The sequence below is a fragment of the Pseudomonas sp. UMAB-08 genome (assembly GCF_900095225.1).
Taxonomy (GTDB): Bacteria; Pseudomonadota; Gammaproteobacteria; order Pseudomonadales; family Pseudomonadaceae; genus Aquipseudomonas.
Genome location: NZ_LT607427.1, coordinates 23176 through 37321, shown reverse-complemented (window position 1 = coordinate 37321; position 14146 = coordinate 23176). Strand labels below are relative to the sequence as shown.

The 14146-nt window shown below is 58.6% G+C and carries 12 protein-coding genes and 1 tRNA gene; 4 read left to right on the top strand and 9 right to left on the bottom strand.

Features of this window, described 5'->3' with window-relative positions:
• Positions 1–17 precede the first annotated feature (17 nt).
• Entirely contained in the window at positions 18–1007 is a 990-nt protein-coding gene (locus K0F75_RS20080; protein WP_219063716.1) for a sensor domain-containing diguanylate cyclase, read from the top strand.
• Between the two features lie 70 nt (positions 1008–1077).
• On the opposite strand, the gene K0F75_RS20075 is transcribed toward K0F75_RS20080, so the two are convergent.
• The 3 genes from K0F75_RS20075 to gabD form a co-directional block, all read right to left on the bottom strand.
• The gene (locus K0F75_RS20075; protein ID WP_219063715.1) at positions 1078–2289 is read right to left on the bottom strand and encodes an HDOD domain-containing protein; all 1212 of its coding nucleotides are present in this window, start codon (positions 2287–2289) and stop codon (positions 1078–1080) included.
• A 131-nt stretch (positions 2290–2420) separates the two neighbouring features.
• On the bottom strand, positions 2421–3701 hold the full coding sequence (gene gabT, locus K0F75_RS20070) for a 4-aminobutyrate--2-oxoglutarate transaminase (protein ID WP_219063714.1): 1281 nt from the start codon (positions 3699–3701) through the stop codon (positions 2421–2423).
• 140 nt (positions 3702–3841) lie between these two features.
• A complete protein-coding gene (gene gabD, locus K0F75_RS20065; RefSeq protein WP_219063713.1) occupies positions 3842–5284 on the bottom strand; it encodes an NADP-dependent succinate-semialdehyde dehydrogenase in 1443 nt (480 codons plus the stop codon).
• A gap of 351 nt (positions 5285–5635) precedes the next feature.
• On the opposite strand from gabD, the gene K0F75_RS20060 reads away from it, so the two are divergent.
• A tRNA-Arg gene (locus K0F75_RS20060) sits at positions 5636–5712 on the top strand.
• Positions 5713–6017: 305 nt separating this feature from the next.
• On the opposite strand, the gene K0F75_RS20055 is transcribed toward K0F75_RS20060, so the two are convergent.
• Positions 6018–7958: an ATP-binding protein gene (locus K0F75_RS20055; protein ID WP_219063712.1), complete on the bottom strand. Its 1941-nt coding sequence runs from the start codon at positions 7956–7958 to the stop codon at positions 6018–6020.
• A gap of 329 nt (positions 7959–8287) precedes the next feature.
• Between K0F75_RS20055 and K0F75_RS20050 the strand changes: the two genes are divergently transcribed.
• On the top strand, positions 8288–9568 hold the full coding sequence (locus K0F75_RS20050) for a bifunctional O-acetylhomoserine aminocarboxypropyltransferase/cysteine synthase (RefSeq protein WP_219063711.1): 1281 nt from the start codon (positions 8288–8290) through the stop codon (positions 9566–9568).
• Positions 9569–9694: 126 nt separating this feature from the next.
• Here the strand turns inward: K0F75_RS20050 and K0F75_RS20045 are convergent, their stop codons facing one another.
• From K0F75_RS20045 to K0F75_RS20025, 5 genes are all read right to left on the bottom strand, one after another.
• Positions 9695–9883 (bottom strand): DUF2892 domain-containing protein, encoded by a 189-nt coding sequence (locus tag K0F75_RS20045; protein WP_219063710.1) that lies wholly within the window; start codon positions 9881–9883, stop codon positions 9695–9697.
• Positions 9884–9896: 13 nt separating this feature from the next.
• Positions 9897–10316: a DUF6691 family protein gene (locus K0F75_RS20040; protein ID WP_219063709.1), complete on the bottom strand. Its 420-nt coding sequence runs from the start codon at positions 10314–10316 to the stop codon at positions 9897–9899.
• A 2-nt stretch (positions 10317–10318) separates the two neighbouring features.
• On the bottom strand, positions 10319–10753 hold the full coding sequence (locus K0F75_RS20035; protein ID WP_219063708.1) for a YeeE/YedE family protein: 435 nt from the start codon (positions 10751–10753) through the stop codon (positions 10319–10321).
• Between the two features lie 64 nt (positions 10754–10817).
• Entirely contained in the window at positions 10818–11642 is an 825-nt protein-coding gene (locus tag K0F75_RS20030) for a sulfite exporter TauE/SafE family protein (protein WP_219063707.1), read from the bottom strand.
• 20 nt (positions 11643–11662) lie between these two features.
• Entirely contained in the window at positions 11663–12547 is an 885-nt protein-coding gene (locus K0F75_RS20025; RefSeq protein WP_219063706.1) for an MBL fold metallo-hydrolase, read from the bottom strand.
• Between the two features lie 242 nt (positions 12548–12789).
• On the opposite strand from K0F75_RS20025, the gene K0F75_RS20020 reads away from it, so the two are divergent.
• Positions 12790–14106, top strand: coding sequence for a sigma-54-dependent Fis family transcriptional regulator (locus tag K0F75_RS20020; RefSeq protein ID WP_219063705.1), 1317 nt, complete (start codon positions 12790–12792; stop codon positions 14104–14106).
• The last annotated feature ends 40 nt before the right edge of the window (positions 14107–14146 follow it).

Here is a 14146-nt window from a genome sequence, read left to right as displayed (position 1 = left end):
CTAGAGATGCAGTGCTCATGGACAGACAGACACCCTTTAACCAGCCGTCCCCCACCGATCTGCCGCCCTCCGCGGAAACCCTCCTGGCGTTGATGCACGCCCAAGCAGAAGTCGCACGCCTGAGCGAGCGCGAACAGCTTTTCAGTTCGCTGCTGGTCAGCGTCAACGCGGTGTTATGGGCGTTCGATTGGGAAACCCAGCAAATGATTTACGTCAGCCCGGCCTATGAGCAGATTTTCGGACGCTCGGCCGGCCTGCTGCTCGCCGACTACAACGAGTGGCGCGACAGCATTTACCCCGACGACCTGGACTACGCCGAACGCAGCCTGACCCAGGTGCTGGACAAGGGTGCCATCGAAGACCGCGAATACCGGATCATCCGTTCAGACGGGCAGGTTCGCTGGCTGAGTGACAAATGCTTTATCAGTCGCCAGGAACGCGGACAGCGCCTGATTGTGGTGGGTATCGCCGAAGACATTACCGAAAAGAAGCAGCTTGAAGGTGAGCTTCAACGTCTCGCCACCACTGACGTACTGACCCAGAGCAGTAACCGTCGGCATTTTTTCGAATGCGCTCAGCATGAATTCGAACAGGCTCGCTTGCAGGGAACACCCTTGGCGTTTTTGCTCCTGGACATCGATGATTTCAAGCTGGTCAACGATACATACGGCCATCAGGAAGGCGACCAGGTACTACAACGTATCGCCGAGAGTGGACGTTCGGCACTGCGTCGAGGCGATGTGTTCGGACGTATCGGCGGGGAAGAGTTTGCCGCCGTGCTCCCAGGGTGCTCACCGGACATGGCCAAGCAAATCGCCGAACGGCTGCAACGGGAAATCCAGCGCTTGAGCTTCCAGTGCAACAACACGGCATTCGGCATCACCGTCAGTCAGGGCCTGACCAACCTGCGCGACGACGACCCTGGCCTGGAAGTTCTCTACGCACGGGCCGATGCTGCGATGTACCAAGCCAAGCGTCAGGGCAAGAATCAGATTGTTTTGGTCTGAAGGTTTTCTGCGCCAGATGCAGTCCTTTCGCGAACTCATTGGCGAAAACGGCTTGTCGACCAACAAAGGCTTACGCCTTGCGCAACCGCCCCAGCTCCGATGCCCCGACCTTCAGTAAGCGGGCCGATTTGCTGTTGGCCAAGGCCTCAACGCCCTCTTCCGGGCCGAGCAGCGCCAGTTGCGCCGCCACGTTCATCGCCAGGGCTTCGCGCGAGTAGACGCCGCCACCGAAGTGATAGACCGCCGCAATCAACTCACGCAGCTCCAGCGGCAAGCGCCAACGTGTGCGCAGTGCCGAGCCGAACCCCGCACCGAATTGCGCCAACGACTCGCTGACCGCCGTCTCATCCAGCTCACCGCCGGCCAGCATCCAGTCCTGCAAGCAACGCAACACCGTCAAATCCCCCAGACTGTGCAGCAACCCGGCACAGAAACAACGCTCCTGGTCCAGGTCGAGCAACCGCGCGAGCGAGCGTGCATATTCAGCCGTGCTACGCGATTGCTCCCAAAAACGCTGGGCGTGGGTGATCAGCCCTTTGTCCGTCAGCCTCGCCCCGCGCTTCATGGCGAGGCCAAGGAGCAGATTGACGCTCTGCGTCGGGCCCAGCGCCTGCAGCGCCTGCGGCAAGGTCTGTACGCCTTTGCCCAGGTGCTGCGCCGCACTGTTAGCGGCAGCGATCAATACTGCCGTGATATGTGGGTCAGCACGCAGTTCTTGCTCCAGCAGCTTCAAATCCGCGCCGGTCGCACCTTGACTGCTCCTCAGCGCCTTATGCACATCCACCCACAAGGGCGCGCCATCCGCGCTTTCCCGGCGACTTTCGAGGAACTGCGACAAGCTCAAACCAGGTGCCAATGCCGGAATCTCAACAGCGACCGGCTCACTCGCTTGAAGCAATAAATCCTCCAGGCGTTGACGCAGACCGTCCATATTCAAGGGCTTGGTCAAGTAAGCCGTGGGGGCCAGCGGCAATGCCTCGCGCACACTGGCGCTGTCATTGCGGCTACTCAGCAGGATAAAAGGCAACGCTGGCTGACGACGCTGTTGACGCACCCCGCGCAGCAGGCTCAAGCCATCGGAGCCCGGCAGCTCCCAACCGGCAATCACCAGATCGGGTTGCTGATGACTCAACCAGTCTTGCGCCTCCAACCCTTCGGAGCACACCTTCAGATCAGCATCACTGCGCACACTCAGGACTAATTCGGTCAGCATGTCGCGCACCCAAGGGTCAGCCTCGGCGATCAAAACACGGGGTGCAGTGGGCAGTTCAACAACGGTCATTCCAAACTCTCCGACAGCGATACCCGCACTTTATCCAAACAAACCGTGGGGATATAGCCGCGAAGCGCAAATGCTTGTCCTAAAACAAGAAAAACCCGCCGAAGCGGGTTTTTTTGTTTACTGACTCACATTTATGCGAGTTCGGCGAAGCACTCTTCGATGATCGCCAGACCTTTGTCCAGCAACTCGTCAGGAGCCGTCAGCGGGACCAGAACGCGCAGCACGTTGCCGTAAGTACCGCACGACAGCAGGATCAGACCCTTGTCGCGCGCTTTGGCTACAACCTGAGCCACAGCAGCGGCGTTAGGCTTGTGCGGGTCGCCGCCTTCGAACAGCTCGACAGCGATCATTGCGCCCAAGGCACGAACGTCACCGATCACCGGGTACTTGGCTTGAATAGCACGCAGGCCCGTTACCAGACGCTCGCCAACCGCTTTGCAACGGTCCAGCAGGTGCTCTTCTTCAAACACTTCCAACACGGCCAGTGCAGCAGCACAAGCAACCGGGCTACCGGCATAAGTGCCACCCAGGCCGCCTGGAGCGATGGCGTCCATGTACTCGGCTTTGCCGCACACGCCAGCCAACGGGAAACCGCCAGCAATAGACTTGGCGAACGTGGTCAGGTCGGCAGAAACGCCCATCTGTTCCATTGCGAAGAACGTACCGGTACGGCCAGCGCCCGTTTGTACTTCGTCCGCGATCAGCAGAATGCCGTGCTTGTCGCACAGGGCACGCAGGCGAACCATGAACTCTTTCGGCGCGACGTAGAAACCACCTTCGCCCTGAACGGGTTCAATGATGATTGCAGCGATGTCACGTGGCTCGGCGTCATTTTTGAAGATGCGCTCGATGCTGGCGATGGAGTCGTCAACCGTCACGTCATGCAGTGCGCACGGGTACAGCGCGCGGAAGATGCCGCCTGGCATCAGGCCCATGCCGGCCGAGTAAGGCACGACTTTACCGGTCAGACCCAGGGTCATCATGGTACGGCCGTGGTAAGCGCCAGTGAACGCGATGATGCCGGCACGGCCAGTGGCGGCGCGGGCAATTTTCACAGCGTTTTCTACCGCTTCGGAACCGGTGGTGACCAGCAGGGTTTTCTTCTCGAAATCACCTGGCACCTTGGCGTTGATCTTTTCGCACAGCTCAACGTACGGTTCGTAGGCCAATACCTGGAAGCAGGTGTGGGTCAGCTTGGTCAGTTGTTCTTGCACGGCCGCGATAATTTTCGGGTGCAGGTGACCGGTGTTCAGTACCGCGATACCACCTGCGAAGTCGATGAACTCACGACCTTCAACGTCGGTAACAGTAGCGTTCTTGGCGGAAGCCGCGAAGATCGGGTGGATCTGGCCCACGCCGCGCGGAACAGCGGCATTGCGGCGTTGCATCAAGGATTCGTTGGTCTGGCTCATAATGTCCTCATTCACCGCTCATCGGGCGGCGTCGTTCAAGGATTAAGCAGTCGGGTGGCAGTTGCAGCAGCATACGATGATCGACTGCTGCAACGTTCCAACTACAGGTGAAATTACGTGTCGCTACTGTGCTGACAGAATTAGATGCCCAGGCACAGGTACTTGATTTCCAGATAATCTTCGATGCCGTACTTCGAGCCTTCACGGCCCAAACCCGACGCCTTGATGCCGCCAAACGGCGCGACTTCGTTGGAGATCAGGCCAGTGTTAACGCCAACCATGCCATATTCCAGCGCCTCGGAAACACGGAACACGCGGCTAAGGTCACGGGCGTAGAAGTACGACGCCAGACCGAATTCGGTGTCGTTGGCCATCGCGATCACTTCGTCTTCATCTTTGAAGCGGAACAGCGGAGCCAGCGGGCCGAAGGTTTCTTCCTTGGACACAGCCGCATCTTTAGATACGTTGACCAGAATGGTCGGCTCGAAGAAGTTGCCTTCCAGGCTGTTGCCGCCAGCCAGTACGGTCGCGCCTTTGCTGATGGCGTCAGCGATGTGTTCCTTGACCTTGGCCACGGCTTTTCCGTCGATCAACGGGCCAGTGGTGGTGCCGACTTCCAGTCCGTTACCGATCTTGAGCTTGGACACCGCGACTTTCAGCTTCTCGGCGAACGCGTCATAGACGGCGTCCTGCACGTACAAGCGGTTGGCGCAAACGCAGGTCTGACCGTTGTTACGGTATTTGGAGATGATTGCACCTTCGACCGCCTTATCCAGATCGGCGTCGTCGAACACGATGAACGGCGCGTTGCCGCCCAACTCCAGGGACACTTTCTTGATGTCCTTGGCGCATTCGGCCATCAGTTGGCGACCGACTTCAGTCGAGCCCGTGAAGGACAATTTACGCACGATCGGGTTGCTGGTCAGCTCGCCGCCGATGTCGCCAGCACTGCCGGTGACAACACTGAACACACCATTCGGGATGCCAGCGCGGTGCGCCAGCTCAGCCAACGCCAGCGCCGAGAACGGAGTCTGCGAAGCCGGCTTCAGCACCATGGTGCAGCCAGCAGCCAACGCCGGGCCCGCTTTACGGGTAATCATCGCTGCCGGGAAGTTCCACGGCGTAATCGCCGCCGTCACGCCGATGGGCTGTTTGATCACAATCAGACGCTTGTCTGGCTGGTGACCCGGAATCACATCACCATAGATGCGCTTGGCTTCTTCAGCGAACCACTCGAGAAACGACGCGGCGTAAACGATTTCGCCCTTGGCTTCAGCCAGCGGCTTACCCTGTTCCAGGGTCATCAGGCGAGCGAGGTCATCCTGGTTTTCGATAATCAGTTCGAACCAACGACGCAGCTTGTTCCCACGGTCCTTGGCGGTCAACGCACGCCAGGCCGGCAGGGCCTTGTTAGCAGCTTCGATCGCACGGCGGGTTTCAACAGCACCCATCTTCGGAACAGTCCCGAGGATCTCATTGGTAGCCGGGTTGTTCACCTTGATCGTCTGACCATTGTCCGCATCCAGCCAAACGCCATCAATGAAGGCTTGCTGACGGAACAATTGGGTGTCTTTAAGCTGCATGTCGGTCTCCTAAACAGCACCGCGCACGCGCGGAGCGAATTTTTTTGTTTGTTCAAAGGCGCCTATAAAGGCTGCCGTCAGGAAATCATTCACCGTACTCAAGCACAAATAGCGCACTGATCGTAGAACGTGCGGTTCAGCACCCAGCCAAAAGCGTTTGAAATCTCAAACGAATCCTAGGGTCTGCGGGGGTAAAGGACAATAGTCTGTTCGAAAAAAAGAACGAAAACGGAGTTTTGCCGATTAATTTCAGATCAACGTCACATTCACACCCTGTTACGTGCGAAATCAACAACAGCACTCGCCAGCATGGACGCCCGCCAGCCAGATGAGTATCATGGCGCCCGCATTGCACCAGTAGCTCAGCTGGATAGAGTACTGCCCTCCGAAGGCAGTGGTCGTGGGTTCGAATCCCGCCTGGTGCACCAAATAGCAGTCTAGACCTGTCTCAGACAGTCTACGAAACACCCCAAGAAGCCCGCCCCGTGCGGGCTTTCTTGTTTTCGTCTTGCTACCGATTGACTGTAGGAGCTGCCGAAGGCTGCGATCAGTCGATATCGCGAAGGTCGTTCCGATCTTACCCCCTGAAACTCCGGAAACCACAACTCGGGCATTTTCAGGTAGTTTCATTCTTCGTTGTCATTCATCACCCGTTTTGTTTTTCTCGGCTGTCGTGGGCTCGGCCAGCGTCTTCACCACTGCATCGAAATCACTCACAAACACCCGGTCCCTCTCACAGCACCACCCCCTGTTCTGCAAGCCATGCACGGCCGGCCTCGGTGGTTCGATAGGCCTGTTGCGGGTGATTGATCACTTCGGGGTGCACGTATTCCAGCAAGCCTTGCTGTTCACGCAGCGGGTTTACATGCCCGGTCTTCAGCGGGACCACTTGCCTGTTTAATTGCCTGGCCAATTGCTCGGCGCTTTGCGGACGGATGGCGCAAAGCCAGAGTATTAATGGGCGCAGCTTTTCCTTGCGTGGCTTGGGCGAGAGCGCAGCAATGGCAGCAAGCAGTGGCGGTGGTAGCTCACTCGTATCTGCACCGAGGTCACTCGCATTTGCACCGAGGTCACTCGCATTTGCGCCGGGGTCACTCGCATTTAGGGTTGAAGTCGCATTGAGCTCGCACGGCGAGGAGGCCTGCGGCGCGTCAAAAAGCGGGAGTACTGGCAATTCGGCGAGTTGATAGTAAGTGGAAGGTCCGCCGCCGCCCTTCACCAGCAAGCCGCGATCATGATGCAGTCGCCGCAGCGTTTGGCTGGCCGCCAGAGTATCGAGCCCGCTGATGGCCCGTAGCGCGGCATTATCCACCGCGCCGGTTTCCGCCGCCAATATCAACGCTTTGGCCTCGTCGTCTGTCAGGTGTAGATGGCTGAACTGATGCAGCCAGCGTAACTGTTCCTCTCCCAATAGCTGATGAAGCAGGTAGATAGCCGTAAACTGGTTTTCCAACTGATGGCTGCTGAACACCGGGGCCGTCAATCCCAATTCCTGAAGCAGGCGGCGCATGGTGCGGATACCGGTGCCTTTAGTTTCGGCAAAATCCAGGTCATAGAGCACGCTGGCAATCACCGGATTGCGCAACAGCGATCCCATTTCACCCAGCATCGCCGTAGGTTTGAGTGAGTAGCCCGCGTTGCGGATTTCCAGTCGATTGCTGTAACGCACCACGAGTGTCGGCTGGTTTACCTGATAGTCCCGGTGCATCAGAGCGTTCACAACAGCCTCGCGAATCACCTTCTGCGGCAGCAGCGGCTGATCAGAGCGCTGCGTTTCTCCCTCGCGCAAACGAAAATGCCGGGGCATATCGTCGAGAATTGTTGCTTCCAGCCGCGCTATCAACCGAATCAGCGGCTCACGAAAATCCTGGGTCGTCGCAAAACGTTGCGACGGATCCTGTACCCACTGCACACCCTGAATGCGCACATAATCCACCCGTACTGCGGGTAGAAGACGACGCAGGGACAGTGGCTTACCTAACAGCAGCAAACCCGCAACATTGGGTCGCCAATGACCATCGACTCGCTTGACCAGATTCAGCGCACGCAGCATTTCCTCATCGGTAGCCAGCAATTCCTCGGCCTGCGGGCGCACCCGTGCGCGCAACTGGCGATACAGCGAAATCGCACCAACATCCAGGTCATCCCACTCGGCGTCCGGGAGGACAACCTGCTCGAAACTCAACCCTGACTTGGCCAGTAGCAACGGTTCAAGCTCTTGTTGCGAACACTCGTAGTCACCATTGAGCCTACGCCGCCAGACGCCTGTCTTACGCTTGTTTTTGCTGTCGAACTTGCCCTTGAACACACAGGGCTTCGCCGCCGCATCCAGCTCTGGCACGTAAACCGCAACGACCCGTTTATCTTCCAGCAATGCTGTCTCGCATTGCACCGGAATTGGCGTCTCGAACTGCTCGCGACAATTGCACTGAATATCATTCAGCAGCTTATCGATATCGGCCACGCCTTCAAGCCAGAACTTATCATCCAGCTCGTTCGGCTCGCACACGCCCAGCAGCAGATAACCGCCACCCAATCCAGGCTCGTTGGCGAAAGCACAGATGGTCTGCATCACCGAGCTGCCGACCTGCCCGGCACGCTTGGCTTCGATGCGCGGATGCTCGTCAAGTGCGCGCAGCTCTGCAAGCAGGGACTCCACGGATTGCATCAACATAGTGCACCTGCGAAATGGTCCGCCACACGTTCGATTGACGCCTGGGCATGCGCTACGGCATGAAGGACGTTGTGAGGGACTACAGGCTGCATGAGAGGTCCTATTACGACGGTTTGAGAAGGGCTAAGCGAGCGCGATACACGAACGATAACAGAGGCACGACTTCAACTCCGGCACCATCGCTAACGTGAGCGTCTTACCTATTCGGAAATCAAACGCTGGACGGCGCCTAATCGACATAGTCGAACTCCTCCTCCCCTGACTTGACTACCGCCTTTGCTCGACACATTCTTCAGGTACACCCACGACTCCTGAAGGAACGAGAGAGCATGAAACTGGAAACCATGGCTATCCACGCTGGCTATAGCCCCGACCCGACAACTAAAGCAGTAGCGGTGCCGATCTACCAAACCGCATCCTACGCATTCGACGATACACAGCATGGTGCCGACCTGTTTGACCTGAAAGTCGCAGGCAATATTTACTCGCGCATCATGAACCCTACCAACGACGTGCTCGAAAAGCGCGTTGCCGCCATGGAGGGCGGTGTCGGTGCCTTGGCGGTGGCCTCTGGTATGGCCGCTATTACTTATGCGATCCAGACCGTGGCCGAAGTCGGTGACAATATTGTCTCGGTGGCCAAGCTTTATGGCGGGACTTACAACCTGCTGGCGCATACCCTGCCGCGCTTTGGTATCCAGACGCGTTTCGCTGCCCATGACGACATCGCGGCGCTTGAGGCGCTGATCGATGACAAGACCAAGGCGGTCTTCTGCGAATCCATTGGCAACCCGGCCGGCAATATTATTGACCTTCAGGCACTGGCCGATGCCGCCCACCGGCATGGTGTGCCGCTGATCGTCGATAACACCGTTGCCACGCCCATCCTTTGCCGCCCCTTCGAGCACGGTGCCGATATCATCGTGCACTCGCTGACCAAGTACATCGGCGGACACGGGACCAGCATCGGCGGCATCGTCGTCGACTCCGGCAAATTCCCATGGGCTGACAACAAAGAACGTTTCCCCCTGCTGAACACGCCTGACCCGTCCTACCACGGCGTGACCTACACCGAAGCCTTCGGCCCAGCAGCCTTCATCGGCCGCTGCCGGGTAGTGCCACTGCGCAACACGGGTGCTGCATTGTCGCCTTTCAACGCTTTCCTGATCCTGCAAGGCCTGGAAACGCTTGGGCTGCGCATGGAGCGCCACACAGAAAATGCGCTCAAAGTCGCCCACTATCTCAATGCTCATGACCAAGTAGCCTGGGTGAAATACGCCGGGTTACCTGACCATCCAGAGCATGCACTTGCTCTACGTTATACCGGCGGCAAGCCTGCATCGATCCTGTCGTTCGGCATCAAGGGCGGACAGGAAGCCGGGGCACGCTTTATCGATGCCTTGAAACTGGTGGTGCGCCTGGTCAACATCGGTGATGCCAAATCACTGGCCTGCCATCCTGCTTCCACCACTCACCGCCAGTTGAACGACGAAGAGCTGGAAAAAGCCGGCGTACCGAGGGACATGGTCCGACTCTCCATCGGCATCGAACATTGCGACGATATCCTCAGCGACCTCTCCCAAGCCCTGGAGGCTGCGGTTCTCCGGTAACTTTTTGAAGCTGAGGACTGGCGCCTGGCGCCTGGCGTCAGTCCAGGAGCTCAAAAACGAATAACCCCATCAAGGTGACTTGAGCCGTTCAAGGCCTGACGGGATTTCCGTCAAGCGGACGAAGCATCAATCACGTTTGCAGGTATTAAGGCCCAGCAGTGAATAGGCTGGGCAGAAGCGGAAGATGCCGGTCGCCAGTGGTACTACGCCAATCCAGCCCCACACGCCAATGGCGCCGGACACTGTCAGTCCGATGAGAATAATGCCCAGTGCGACGCGCAGCGCGCGGTCGATGGTTCCAACGTTTGCGTTCATGATGATCTCCCGATCAATGTGCGCGCCGGGCTTCCAGCGCGGTGAATAACAGCATGCCGACCAGCATGGCCAACACGAAAACAAATGCTTGCCAGTGTGCCGTCAGCAGAAGGACGACTGCCGGTCCCGGGCATATCCCGGCGATGCCCCAACCAATACCGAACAGCAGGCTGCCACCGATCAAGCGCACATCCAGCTCGCGTTTGACGGGCAACTGCATCGGCGCCCCCAGCAACGATTTCGATTGTTTGCCGGCCCAGCTGAACGGCACGCTCGCCACGGCGATGGCGCCGACCATCACAAACGCCAGCGACGGATCCCAAGCGCCTGCCAGATCGAGAAACCCCAGCACTTTGCCCGGGGTGGCCATACCGGCGAGCAAGAGGCCGATACCAAATAGCAGGCCGGCAATAAAGGCTGTCAGTTTGCGCATGGTTAGCTCCCGAGAAGATGACGCAGAACAAAGACGGTAATGAATCCCGCGAACATGAAGGTGATGGTGGCCGCGATGGAGCGCGGGGAGCGCCGGGAAATCCCGCACACCCCGTGCCCACTGGTGCAGCCCGACCCGTAGCGGGTGCCGACGCCCACCAGCAGCCCCGCCACCGCCAGGCCAAACCAACCGCTTTTGAACGCTATCAGCGGCAAGGCGGCAAACAGTCCCCACACCAGCGGCGCAATCAATAGACCCAGAAGGAAGAGTGCCTTTTCGCTGCGGCCTTCGCTGCCGGGCTGTAGAAGGCTGCCGAGCAGGCCGCTGATCCCGGAAACCCGTCCATTGGCCAGAACAAACAGGCTGGCGGCCAATCCGATCAGTGCGCCTCCGGCCAACGAAGTCCAGGGCGTGAAATTTAACCAGTCGATCATCATTGCGCCTCTCCGGTGCAGCAGGTTGTATCAGCAGTATTGCTGCTGCTCATCATTCTGAATGGCCTCAAGCAAAAATCCTCAATGCACTGAGCGCCAGCATCAGTGCGGCGATCCCCCCAACGATTGCAAACATCTGCTGCAGCCGTGGCCCGGCAAGGTAACCGGCGATCTGGCGACCGGCGATCAGGCCGAGCACCGCGCCACCCGCGAAAGGTGCCCCGACGGACCAGTACATCACGCCGGCCAACGTGGCCGTTGCGACGCTGCCTGCCGAGACTAGTGCGATCACGGCCAGGGAGGTGGCGACGACGCTTTTCATGTCCAGATTGGTATAACGCGTCAGCGCCGGGATGATCACAAATCCCCCACCCACGCCCAGCAAGCCTGAGAGCAAACCCGAGAGCATGCCGGTAAACGCCAGCGCGCGAGCGCAAGGCAAGGTCCAGCGCAGGCGGCCTTGCAGAGGATTGAGCACGCACGGCAGGACCTCTGCGCGCGGTGCGGCATGACCATGACGCAGCTCGCGCAGGGCGGTAGTGAATATGCGTGTGCTTACATAGAGAAGCAGCGCAGAAAAAGCCAAGGTCAGCGGCAGGTTTGGCAGACGATGCGCCAGCCATAGGCCTAACGGCGCCACAACAATACCGATGCCCGCGATAAACGCAGCGGCTCGGTACCGAACCACGCCTTGGCGCAAACCGAGCAATGCACCGACCCCGGCGGCCAGACCCACGGCCAGCAGCCCTATCGGTGCGGCTTGCACCATCGACAGGCCCAGGCCGAAGACCAAAAGAGGGACGGCCAGAATGCCACCGCCTGCCCCGGTCAACGCCAGAATCGCCCCGATGATTGCGCCTAGCCCAATCCCGAGCAGACTGTGCTCATTCATTTTTGCGCCTTAGTCCGTATTCAAATCGCGTTAAGCGGAATTTTCAGATAACGGACGCCATTGTCTTCGGGCTCTGGCAAATAGCCGCTGCGCATATTGATCTGCACCGAAGGCAAGATAAGGACAGGCATTTCCAGAGTGGCGTCGCGAGCTTCGCGCATCTTCACAAAGGCATCCTCATCGACGCCTTCGTGTATGTGGATATTGCTGGCGCGCTGTTCCGCGACGGTCGTCAGGTACTTGAGTTCGCGGCCATTGGGCAAGTAGTCATGGCACATGAACAGATGGGTCTGTGGAGGCAGACTCAGGATCTTTTTGATCGAGCGATACATCGTTCGTGCGTCGGCACCCGGAAAATCACACCGTGCAGTGCCGTAGTCCGGCATGAACAGGGTATCGCCCACGAACGCGACGGTTTCGCCCTCGACTTCGACGACATAGGTCATGCACGCCGGTGTATGCCCCGGTGTGTGTATCGCTTTGGCCTGCAGCGAGCCAATGCTGAAGCGCGCGCAATCATCGAGCAGTACATCGAACTGACTGCCATCGCGGGCAAAATCGCTGCCGGCATTGAAGAGCTTGCCGAACACTTCCTGCACGACGGTTATCAGGCTACCGATGGCGATTTTTCCGCCGAGCGTTTTCTTCAGGTAGGCCGCGGCGGAAATATGGTCGGCGTGCACATGGGTTTCCAGTATCCACTCTACCGATGCGCCCAGCTCACGAACCCGCGCGACCAATTGATCGGCCGAATCGGTACGGGTGCGTCCTGACTTAGGGTCGTAATCGAGCACGCTGTCGATCAGCGCGCACTGCTTCGTCGCGCGGTCCAGCACCAGGTAACTGACTGTCCACGTATGGCTGTCGAAGAACGCTTCTACCTGCAGTTGGTCACCGATGATCACTGCTGCTCTCCTGATGATGGGGTGACACGCGACTGGCCACCTGTATTCATCTCAATAAGCATGCCAATTTTCTTTTATCTGAATAAACTGACAACCAGCTGTTTTTATTGAGTTTTATTTATACGCCAAGCTGGGAATGGCACGAACTGGCAGTACCTATGGCAGTGTTTTGGCAGTCAGTGGCAGCTTATGGCAGTATCTTGCGCATTACGCCAATCCTGCGCTCGACTGAAGGGGCTGACATGTCCACATCCCGCACTGATATTTCCAGCCCGAACGTGCAAGCGCTGGTGTCGTATCTCGAACACGAAAAACAGCCGACCATCATTCTGGACACCGACTACAACATCATAGCCGCCAACCCGGCGTATCAGCGTCAGTTCGGCGTCAAAGGCAAGCCTCATATCGGCGCCAAGTGCTATCGCGTATCGCATCAGTTTTCGGTTCCCTGTGATCAGGCCGGCGAGCATTGTCCGATGCGCAAAGCCCATGCGTCTCACGCCCCGGAGCGCATGTTGCACATCCACCACACGCCGCGCGGCCCGGAGCATGTCGATGTCGAACTGCGCCCCATTATTGATGAGCAGGGCGATGTGGTTGCTTATGTCGAGCGCCTCAGTACCGTCGTCGCCGCCTCAGTCCAGCCGCAACAGAACGGTCTTGTCGGCAGTTCGGGTGCGTTCAAGGACGCGTTGACTGCATTGCAACGCGCAGCCCCGTCGCAAATCCCGGTATTGCTCCAGGGCGAGTCGGGCACGGGCAAGGAGCTTTTTGCCCGCGCGCTGCACGCCAGCAGCCCACGCGCCAACGGTCCGCTGGTGGTGGTCGATTGCACCGGGCTTACCGAGTCACTCCTTGAAAGCGAGCTGTTCGGTTATGAGAAGGGGGCGTTTACCGGCGCCACGCAACGCAAGATTGGCTTGGCGGAAACGGCGCATGGCGGCACGCTCTTCCTCGACGAAATCGGTGAAGTCCCCTTGGCGATGCAGGTCAAACTTCTACGGCTGATCGAGTCCGGCAGTTTTCGCCCAGTCGGTAGTTTAAGAACCGTGCATTCTGATTTTCGACTAGTCTCGGCCACCCATAAACCGCTCAAGGAAATGGTCGCGGCAGGCAGCTTCCGGCAGGACCTCTACTACCGGATCAGTGCCTTTCCGATTCACTTACCGTCGTTGCGAGAGCGCCGCGAAGATTTGCCGCTGTTGATCAACACCCTGTTGCAGCGACTGGCCGGCGTGGCGGCGCCCATTGTCGACGATCAGGCGATGCAGCTGCTGAGCCGCTACGCCTATCCGGGCAACATTCGGGAGTTACGCAATATTCTCGAGCGGGCGCGACTGTTCGCCGATGACAGCGTGATACGGGCTAAAGACCTGCCAGCAGAACTGCGCGACCCTGGCGAGAAAACAGTGCCCGTCATGCGCCGTCGTGGGCAGGCGGACCTGGAACGACTGGCGCAGGTGGCCAGCGCCTTTCAAGGCTCACGCAGTGAACTGGCCCAGGCGTTGGGGTTGAGTGAGCGAACGCTCTATCGCCGTCTTCGCGCCAGGCATGAGTGAGTAACGCCGCCGTCCGGGTGTGACGTTCCGTCACTCCCTT

Bases quoted from the DNA above. Each gene is read 5' to 3' on its own strand.
- K0F75_RS20080 (WP_219063716.1), top strand. From the start codon at position 18: ATGGACAGACAGACACCCTTTAACCAGCCGTCCCCCACCGATCTGCCG.
- K0F75_RS20075 (WP_219063715.1), bottom strand. From the start codon at position 2,289: ATGACCGTTGTTGAACTGCCCACTGCACCCCGTGTTTTGATCGCCGAG.
- gabT (WP_219063714.1), bottom strand. From the start codon at position 3,701: ATGAGCCAGACCAACGAATCCTTGATGCAACGCCGCAATGCCGCTGTT.
- gabD (WP_219063713.1), bottom strand. From the start codon at position 5,284: ATGCAGCTTAAAGACACCCAATTGTTCCGTCAGCAAGCCTTCATTGAT.
- K0F75_RS20055 (WP_219063712.1), bottom strand. From the start codon at position 7,958: ATGTTGATGCAATCCGTGGAGTCCCTGCTTGCAGAGCTGCGCGCACTT.
- K0F75_RS20050 (WP_219063711.1), top strand. From the start codon at position 8,288: ATGAAACTGGAAACCATGGCTATCCACGCTGGCTATAGCCCCGACCCG.
- K0F75_RS20045 (WP_219063710.1), bottom strand. From the start codon at position 9,883: ATGAACGCAAACGTTGGAACCATCGACCGCGCGCTGCGCGTCGCACTG.
- K0F75_RS20040 (WP_219063709.1), bottom strand. From the start codon at position 10,316: ATGCGCAAACTGACAGCCTTTATTGCCGGCCTGCTATTTGGTATCGGC.
- K0F75_RS20035 (WP_219063708.1), bottom strand. From the start codon at position 10,753: ATGATGATCGACTGGTTAAATTTCACGCCCTGGACTTCGTTGGCCGGA.
- K0F75_RS20030 (WP_219063707.1), bottom strand. From the start codon at position 11,642: ATGAATGAGCACAGTCTGCTCGGGATTGGGCTAGGCGCAATCATCGGG.
- K0F75_RS20020 (WP_219063705.1), top strand. From the start codon at position 12,790: ATGTCCACATCCCGCACTGATATTTCCAGCCCGAACGTGCAAGCGCTG.